The organism is Brevundimonas sp., from assembly GCF_046293315.1.
GTDB lineage: Bacteria > Pseudomonadota > Alphaproteobacteria > Caulobacterales > Caulobacteraceae > Brevundimonas.
Genome location: NZ_JBKBPF010000030.1, coordinates 1 through 879 on the forward strand (window position 1 = coordinate 1; position 879 = coordinate 879).

Genomic DNA, 879 nt, shown 5'->3' on the forward strand with positions numbered 1-879 from the left:
GCGGTGCCGGCCCCGGCCACCCGGCGTGAGCAGTCCCGGACCCTGGAGCCGGCGGCGGCCGGCGCGGTCGCGCTCGCGGAGCGGGCGGACACCCACGTGTTCGGGCCGGAGCCGCCGGAGGCCGGGGCTGCCGCGGCGTACTGGCGGGACGTGGAGACCGAGCGTCGCAGCATGTCATCGCTCGCGACACGTCGGCGCCGGTGGCTGGCCGCGGCGAGCCCGGCGAGCCTGCGGCGCCGGTGAGGTCGAGCGCGGAGCGGTCGGAATGGTGGCCCGCCTCCCGGTGTTGTGCTGTGTCGTGACCTCTGCATCCCCGGCCCTGTCCGTCCTCGACCTGGTGCCTGTGCGCACCGACCAGACGACGTCCGACGCCTTGGCCGCGACCCGCTCCCTGGCTCGCGTCGCTGACGAGCTCGGCTACCGGCGCTACTGGCTGGCCGAGCACCACAACATGCCCGCGGTGGCCGCCACCAGCCCGCCGCTGCTGATCGCGATGGTCGCGGCCGCCACCGAGCGGATCCGGGTCGGCTCGGGCGGGGTGATGCTGCCCAACCACGCCCCGTTCGTGGTCGCCGAGCAGTTCGCGCTGCTCGAGGCCGCCCATCCCGGCCGGATCGACCTGGGGATCGGCCGGGCGCCGGGGACCGACCCGGTCACCCGCTACGTCCTGCGCGACGGTGCGAGCGGGTCGGGCGGCGATCCGGTGGAGCGGTTCCCCGAGTACGTCGACGACGTGGTCACCCTGATGGGGGCCACCGGCGCCACGATGACCCTCGCGGGCCGGTCCCACACGCTGCGGGCCACCCCCCGGGCCTCGTCGGTGCCGCCGGTGTGGCTGCTCGGTTCCTCCGACTACTCGGCACGGCTGGCCGCCGAGCG

General features: G+C 76.2%; 2 protein-coding genes. Both read left to right on the top strand.

Annotation, left to right across the window (positions count from 1 at the left end; genetic code table 11):
* Positions 1–243 (top strand): hypothetical protein (locus ACK4SE_RS13845; RefSeq protein ID WP_409693873.1); only part of this gene is annotated, 243 nt, incomplete at its 5' end.
* Between the two features lie 55 nt (positions 244–298).
* The coding region (locus ACK4SE_RS13850; RefSeq protein WP_409693874.1) for an MsnO8 family LLM class oxidoreductase at positions 299–879 on the top strand (581 nt) is incomplete at its 3' end.